The organism is Mesorhizobium sp. M7A.F.Ca.CA.004.06.1.1, from assembly GCF_003999135.1.
Lineage (GTDB): Bacteria > Pseudomonadota > Alphaproteobacteria > Rhizobiales > Rhizobiaceae > Mesorhizobium.
Window position 1 is genome coordinate 1 of sequence record NZ_RZPQ01000413.1, and the last position, 5,278, is coordinate 5,278.

8 protein-coding genes and 1 tRNA gene are annotated in these 5,278 nt (G+C 58.0%); 5 read left to right on the forward strand and 4 right to left on the reverse strand.

Annotation, left to right across the window (positions count from 1 at the left end):
- The coding region (locus tag EN906_RS22005) for an ETC complex I subunit (protein ID WP_127375366.1) at nucleotides 1–256 on the forward strand (256 nt) is incomplete at its 5' end.
- Nucleotides 257–303: 47 nt separating this feature from the next.
- Nucleotides 304–380 (forward strand) — tRNA-Arg (locus EN906_RS22010).
- Nucleotides 381–466: 86 nt separating this feature from the next.
- Here EN906_RS22010 and EN906_RS22015 read toward each other — a convergent pair.
- The 3 genes from EN906_RS22015 to EN906_RS22025 are packed head-to-tail and all read right to left on the reverse strand — an operon-like array spanning nucleotide 467 to nucleotide 1,350.
- Entirely contained in the window at nucleotides 467–745 is a 279-nt protein-coding gene (locus EN906_RS22015) for a hypothetical protein (RefSeq protein WP_127270075.1), read from the reverse strand.
- A gap of 39 nt (nucleotides 746–784) precedes the next feature.
- Nucleotides 785–1,066, reverse strand: a complete 282-nt coding sequence (locus EN906_RS22020; RefSeq protein WP_127270073.1) for a helix-turn-helix transcriptional regulator — start codon at nucleotides 1,064–1,066, stop codon at nucleotides 785–787.
- Nucleotides 1,063–1,350 carry a hypothetical protein gene (locus EN906_RS22025; RefSeq protein WP_164749088.1) on the reverse strand — a complete coding sequence of 96 codons (288 nt, stop codon included), beginning with the start codon at nucleotides 1,348–1,350 and terminating at the stop codon, nucleotides 1,063–1,065. The genes EN906_RS22020 and EN906_RS22025 overlap by 4 nt, the downstream gene beginning before the upstream one ends.
- Before the next feature lie 306 nt (nucleotides 1,351–1,656).
- On the opposite strand from EN906_RS22025, the gene EN906_RS22030 reads away from it, so the two are divergent.
- On the forward strand, nucleotides 1,657–1,878 hold the full coding sequence (locus tag EN906_RS22030; protein WP_127270071.1) for a hypothetical protein: 222 nt from the start codon (nucleotides 1,657–1,659) through the stop codon (nucleotides 1,876–1,878).
- 253 nt (nucleotides 1,879–2,131) lie between these two features.
- Nucleotides 2,132–2,920 carry a GGDEF domain-containing protein gene (locus tag EN906_RS22035; RefSeq protein WP_127270779.1) on the forward strand — a complete coding sequence of 263 codons (789 nt, stop codon included), beginning with the start codon at nucleotides 2,132–2,134 and terminating at the stop codon, nucleotides 2,918–2,920.
- 45 nt (nucleotides 2,921–2,965) lie between these two features.
- On the opposite strand, the gene EN906_RS22040 is transcribed toward EN906_RS22035, so the two are convergent.
- Complete coding sequence (locus EN906_RS22040) at nucleotides 2,966–3,724, reverse strand: glycosyltransferase family 25 protein (protein WP_127270453.1); 759 nt, start codon at nucleotides 3,722–3,724, stop codon at nucleotides 2,966–2,968.
- Between the two features lie 397 nt (nucleotides 3,725–4,121).
- Between EN906_RS22040 and EN906_RS22045 the strand changes: the two genes are divergently transcribed.
- Entirely contained in the window at nucleotides 4,122–5,084 is a 963-nt protein-coding gene (locus EN906_RS22045; protein WP_127270455.1) for a glycosyltransferase family 4 protein, read from the forward strand.
- Nucleotides 5,085–5,278 lie beyond the last annotated feature (194 nt).

Here is a 5,278-nt window from a genome sequence, read left to right on the forward strand (position 1 = left end):
GGCCAAGACCGGCCACTGGGTGCTGGAATTCGATCCCGAGACGCGCAAGAAGATCGATCCGCTGATGGGCTATACGACGTCGGCAGACATGAGAAGCCAGATCAGGCTTAGCTTCGACACGCGGGAAGAGGCGGTAGCCTACGCCGAAAAGCAAGGGCTCGCTTTCCGCGTCGAAGAGCCGAAAGAGACCAAGCGCCGCCAGATTTCCTATGCGGAGAATTTCCGCTATGACCGCAGGACGCCCTGGACGCATTGAACGGCGGCCAATGCCAGAATATCCAGCCGGCCCAAAGGCCGGCCAGCGGTCCCGTAGCTCAGCTGGATAGAGCACCGGCCTTCTAAGCCGATGGTCACAGGTTCGAATCCTGTCGGGATCGCCAAAGCCTTTCGGTCCGTTCCGGACACATAGGTTACGGTTTATACCGGAGACGTGGGCTTTCAGAGAGCGGCATCGGGCCTCGTGCGCTCAAACCGCCGCGGCCAGAAGCAGCGTTACCCCCAGGACCGTCGACGCATAGATCGTCGCTAGAAGCACGATCGGCCGAGGATACTCGGCGGGTGTCGCGAGGCCGGCAAAGTCGGGATTTCGGGTTTCGGTGCCGGGCCACGGGACGTCGTCGTCGGCGGCGGCGTTGTCATTGCAAGCGCGCACAGAAAAACGCCGGGCTATATCGGCGGCGATCAGAGGATCGTCCGCCACCAATTTCGACCAGTCCGAAACAATGCCGATTTCACGTTTGAACATCGCTCGCCTCCCGTTTGCGCTCTAACAGCGATATCTAAATTATGTTCCACCGATAGTTTGACGAGGCGGACCGCTCTTGGTCACTGCGGCCTTCTGATTGACGAAAATCACGCCTGCTGCCTCCAACCCTCGACGGATGGCAGCCAGCTTGGCCGAACTCGGAATCCTTCGTCCGCTCTCGAAACTGCCAATCGTTCCTTCGCTGAGGCCGCACTTCGCGGCGAGTCGCACCTGCGACCATTTCAGCATCGCTCGTGCGGCTCTGCACTGCTGGGATGTAAGGGGCTGGATCCCTGAAACGGTGGAGCTTCGCTTGTTCACATCCTCAGATCCCTTCGCTTCGGCGGGACATGGCTTTGCACCAGGCGTACCTTGTCCCTATCCACTGTGACCATTGTCCCGAGCGATACCGTGACCTTGTCGCCGTCGATTCGCGTAACGCCGCCGGATAATTCCATCAGCTGGCCCTTGGTCAGCCTGGTCGCCGGATCAATGACCGAATGCGGAAAATTGTAACCGGGGATCGACACGCTGACGCGGTCTTCCGTGACGCGCTTCAGCACCGTCGCCATGACCGCCACTTCGTCGCCGACCTTTATTGCCATGCCACTGATTCTGGGGCGTCATCTGCCGGCGTCAAGGATTAGCTAGATCTGATATAACAAAATCGCGGAATCAGCTTTCTCCATGCAGGGTCGCCCCGACAGCGGCAAATACCGCAAGCCGTCCAACTCTGTTCGGTGATGAGGCGTTGGCGTGGCTCGGGCAGCCGCCCGGCGCCAGCGTATTATTTCGTGACTCCGCCTTTTCGGAACCTTCCTGCGCACAGCGCGTTCGGCCCGCTGTATTCGAGAACCCTCATATAAAAGTGGACAGGCGGGAGGCAAACAAGGGTGGGGAGGAGTGTTGCCATGTCGAAGCGAGAAATAGGCATATCTTCGGCTCTGGATCGGCGTATCGCCGATCTCAAGGCCAAGATGCAGGACGCCCGGATCACGGAATACGAAATGAAAACCTTTCAAAAAGTGGCTTCAGCCATGGGAGGCGACGGAGGTTCCCTGCGCCTCGATGCCGACGACCTGATCGCGGCATCCTTTGTCGTCGATGCGCTGAGTGAGTCAACGCTCAACTGACGACGCGGTCTGGTTCGCGCGCCGTTTTGCCCTTGTCCGGCCGGCAATTGGCTCACGCCTTCAAGCTCTGAAACAGGATGGCTGCTTTCAGCGGCCGTCTTGTGGCACGTTTGCGCAAGCCTCCGTCGCAAGTCACCGATCGGGGCTGGCGGGTGGATTTGATTCCGCCGCCCGACAGAAATTGGAGGGAAAGTCTTATCAATTTGTTTGGGTTGGTGCGTCATAGTAGCGACGGCTAACGGAGTTGAACGGGATGAAGCTCGATCTGTCGCCGACGAGCTGGGGCAGGGTGATCGCTGTCACGGTAGTCGGTACTGCATTCTTCATTGCCGTGGCGTTCTTCGTCGATTCCTTCAATTTCCCCTATCTTTCGCCCGAGGCCGTGTGGCGGGCGAAGATGACCGACTTGTTGCTGCCTTTGGTGCTGGGCGGCTCGTTTCTGTTTTTCCTGATGTGGAAGATTCGCCAGCTGGCCATCGCGCAGCGCGATCTCAGCATCATCGCCGCGACAGACAGCCTGACGGCGGTGCTGAACCGTGGCGCCTTCTCTATGCTGGTCGAAGCCTATCTCGAGCAGACCCGAAAGCAGGAGCAGACCCGTTCGGGGGCGCTGCTGATCATCGACGCCGACCACTTCAAGTCGATCAATGACCGCCTGGGTCACGATTGCGGAGACCAGGCGCTCAAACTGATAGCACAGGCGATCAAAGGGCAACTGCGTGGCGGCGATATCGTCGGCCGCATCGGAGGCGAAGAATTCGGCGTGTTTCTGCCCGGCGTGGACCCCTCGCAATCCTGGGTGGTCGCCGAAAGCATCCGCCGGCGTATCAGGGAGATGGAATTCTCACCCGGCGGCAGGCCTTGTCCGCTTTCCGTCAGCATCGGCGGCACAAGCTTTACCGGCCCGATCACCTATGAGGAAATCTTCTCCGCTGCCGACAAAAGGCTTTACACGGCCAAGTCGAACGGACGCGATCAAGTCAGCTTCGATCCGGCCGGAACGTCTCCGGCGCCTCTGCCCGGGGTTGCCACCGTGCATTGATGGGTGACTCGGGACCGTCGCGCAGCAGTGCTTTGGCTGCCGACATCACGCTAAAGAGATAGTTTTCTCACGCCTGAAGCGCCAGATATCGAAAATCTGTCGACTTATACGCCTTGCTTCGACCAGGAGCTTTTCCGCGGGACTCCGCTTTGGAGCGGAATTTGCGCTGGCTCTCACGAGCCGCTCCTCACTAAGAAGGCTGGTCAACCCGAAGGCCTTCTCACGAATAAGGTCATTTTGCACACACAGTGCGGGCAACAGTTGGTAGATCGCTTTGCTTGACGATGTCGGAAGCGACGGATCGAAGATAACGTGATCGGCGGGCGCATCGAGACTTCGGGCGATCAGATCGCGCGCTGCTTGCTTCGAAATGATGTACCCGGCCGCTCCGATGTGGAACCCATATAGCCTAACAACCGAAAACACCCGACTGACGCAGGTGCGCTTCATCGCGATAACGGTTTTCTTTAGGTAGGTTTCCAGCTTGACGATATCGGCGTTGGCCGGAATCCATCCATCATCGGAAAGCATTGGGCCAGCTGCTTCGGACAACAGGACATCATCCTCGAAGATCGCACCAAAGGCATCCTCACCATCTGCGATGATGGTCCAGCAAACCTTGTGGCTCATAAGGCAAGCCGCTTCCGTGGGAGTTAAACTTGGTGAAGTCGCAGCAAATTCCGGTCGATGCAACGCGTCTACGGCAGGAACCCGGTCGAACGAAACACCAACCTTCGCGAATTCAGCCGTGACATGGGCAAGTCGATCGGGAGACCGATCGAGGTTAATAACCATACATTTCATTGATGCCCCCCACAGGCTATCGGTCGATAATTACTGCCTTGACCTTGAAATAACTTGCTTAACTAACTTGAAATAACTTGCTTAACTAAATAGCGAGACTCTGCAAGGGGTAGGCGACGCAGCTTAGGCTGCCAGTGATGTTTTTGAGCAATAGATGGACGACTTAGCACTCACCGAATGCCCCCGTATTGACGCAACCTGCGTAATGGGCGACCGATATCTCGGGCAGCTAAATACCAGCTGAAGGTAGATATCTCTGTTCACAGCGATTTTTCAGCAGCTGCGTTAGCTCTGCTCGGCCACAAGTAAGGCCACCGATCGCCATGTGGGCAGCACGGCAACGGCCAGATTTTCACTATCGGCAAACAGCCGGCCAAGCTAACAAAGCGCAGCGACCATGATCCATTTGTTCAACGGCTTTCAGGATCCCTTCGGCGGCAGTGACCTTGAAGCTCTGGAACTGTACCGGCTGTTGAGTGCCGATTCCGAGGTGCATCTGTGGGCAACCTCCTCCAGCGTGTCCGGCGAGTTGATGCGGAACTTCCCGATTCGCCGCGTCTCGCTGTCGAAGTGGGATGTCCCGAATGGCGGCACCTACGTCTTTCTCGGCTCGCATTGGCGCAACAAGGTGTGGCCTTACCTGATCCCGCGGCCGCGCCGGCTGATCTATGTCTTCAATACCTTTCACCCGAAAATCATCGCGCTGACGACGCGCATGCCCCGCATGCTGAACTGGCCAGACGCCGAACTGGTGCTGATTTCCGATTTTCAGAGACGGATGCTGCGGGTCGATGGCGTCGTGCATCCATCGCTGATCGATGTCGAACGTTTTTCACCCCGGCGTCTGGCTTCGGATCGTCCGTTCACCGTCGGACGCTTGAGTCGCGACGGGCCGGGCAAACATCATGCCGATGACATACCCCTCTACGAGACATTGCTGGCCGAGGGCACAGCCTTGCGGATTCAGGGCGGGGCAGGGCTCAAGGACAGCCTCATGCCGCATCCGCAACTCGAACTGTTCCCACCCGGCCGATTTTCCGCCGAAGAGTTTCTGCGGACGCTCGACGTGTTTTATTATCGCACCGGTTGGCATGTGGAGACCTTCGGTCGCGTCGTGTTGGAGGCGATGGCCTGCGGTTTGCCTGTGGTCTGCCATTCCCATGGCGGCTATTCCGACCACATAAGGCATGGCGAAAACGGTTTCTTGTTCGAGACGACTGAACAGGCGTTGCGCATCCTTGCCGATCTCAAAGCCGATCCGGCATTGCGGGCGACAGTGGGAAAAAGGGCGAGGGAGTCCTTCGAACAGATCTATTCTTCCCAAGCTGTGCGACAGAGGCTGGATTTCTATTTGCGTTAGCCCGGCGTCTGAAACCGTCTGCCCGGCCGGTTTGGCATCCAGATCGACATCGCGTTAAAGGGTGAGCACCCGAATGGCCTCCGGGTGGGTGGTGGGCTTCGGCGCGGAAACAGACTGTGCAGGACTTCTATCGATGACATTGATGGGCGCGGCGGCACTGCTGATCCTGATCCTGACTTACGCCGGTGTTGCAA

Bases quoted from the DNA above. Each gene is read 5' to 3' on its own strand.
- EN906_RS22045 (WP_127270455.1), top strand. From the start codon at position 4,122: ATGATCCATTTGTTCAACGGCTTTCAGGATCCCTTCGGCGGCAGTGAC.
- EN906_RS22025 (WP_164749088.1), bottom strand. From the start codon at position 1,350: ATGGCAATAAAGGTCGGCGACGAAGTGGCGGTCATGGCGACGGTGCTG.
- EN906_RS22015 (WP_127270075.1), bottom strand. From the start codon at position 745: ATGTTCAAACGTGAAATCGGCATTGTTTCGGACTGGTCGAAATTGGTG.
- EN906_RS22030 (WP_127270071.1), top strand. From the start codon at position 1,657: ATGTCGAAGCGAGAAATAGGCATATCTTCGGCTCTGGATCGGCGTATC.
- EN906_RS22040 (WP_127270453.1), bottom strand. From the start codon at position 3,724: ATGAAATGTATGGTTATTAACCTCGATCGGTCTCCCGATCGACTTGCC.
- EN906_RS22035 (WP_127270779.1), top strand. From the start codon at position 2,132: ATGAAGCTCGATCTGTCGCCGACGAGCTGGGGCAGGGTGATCGCTGTC.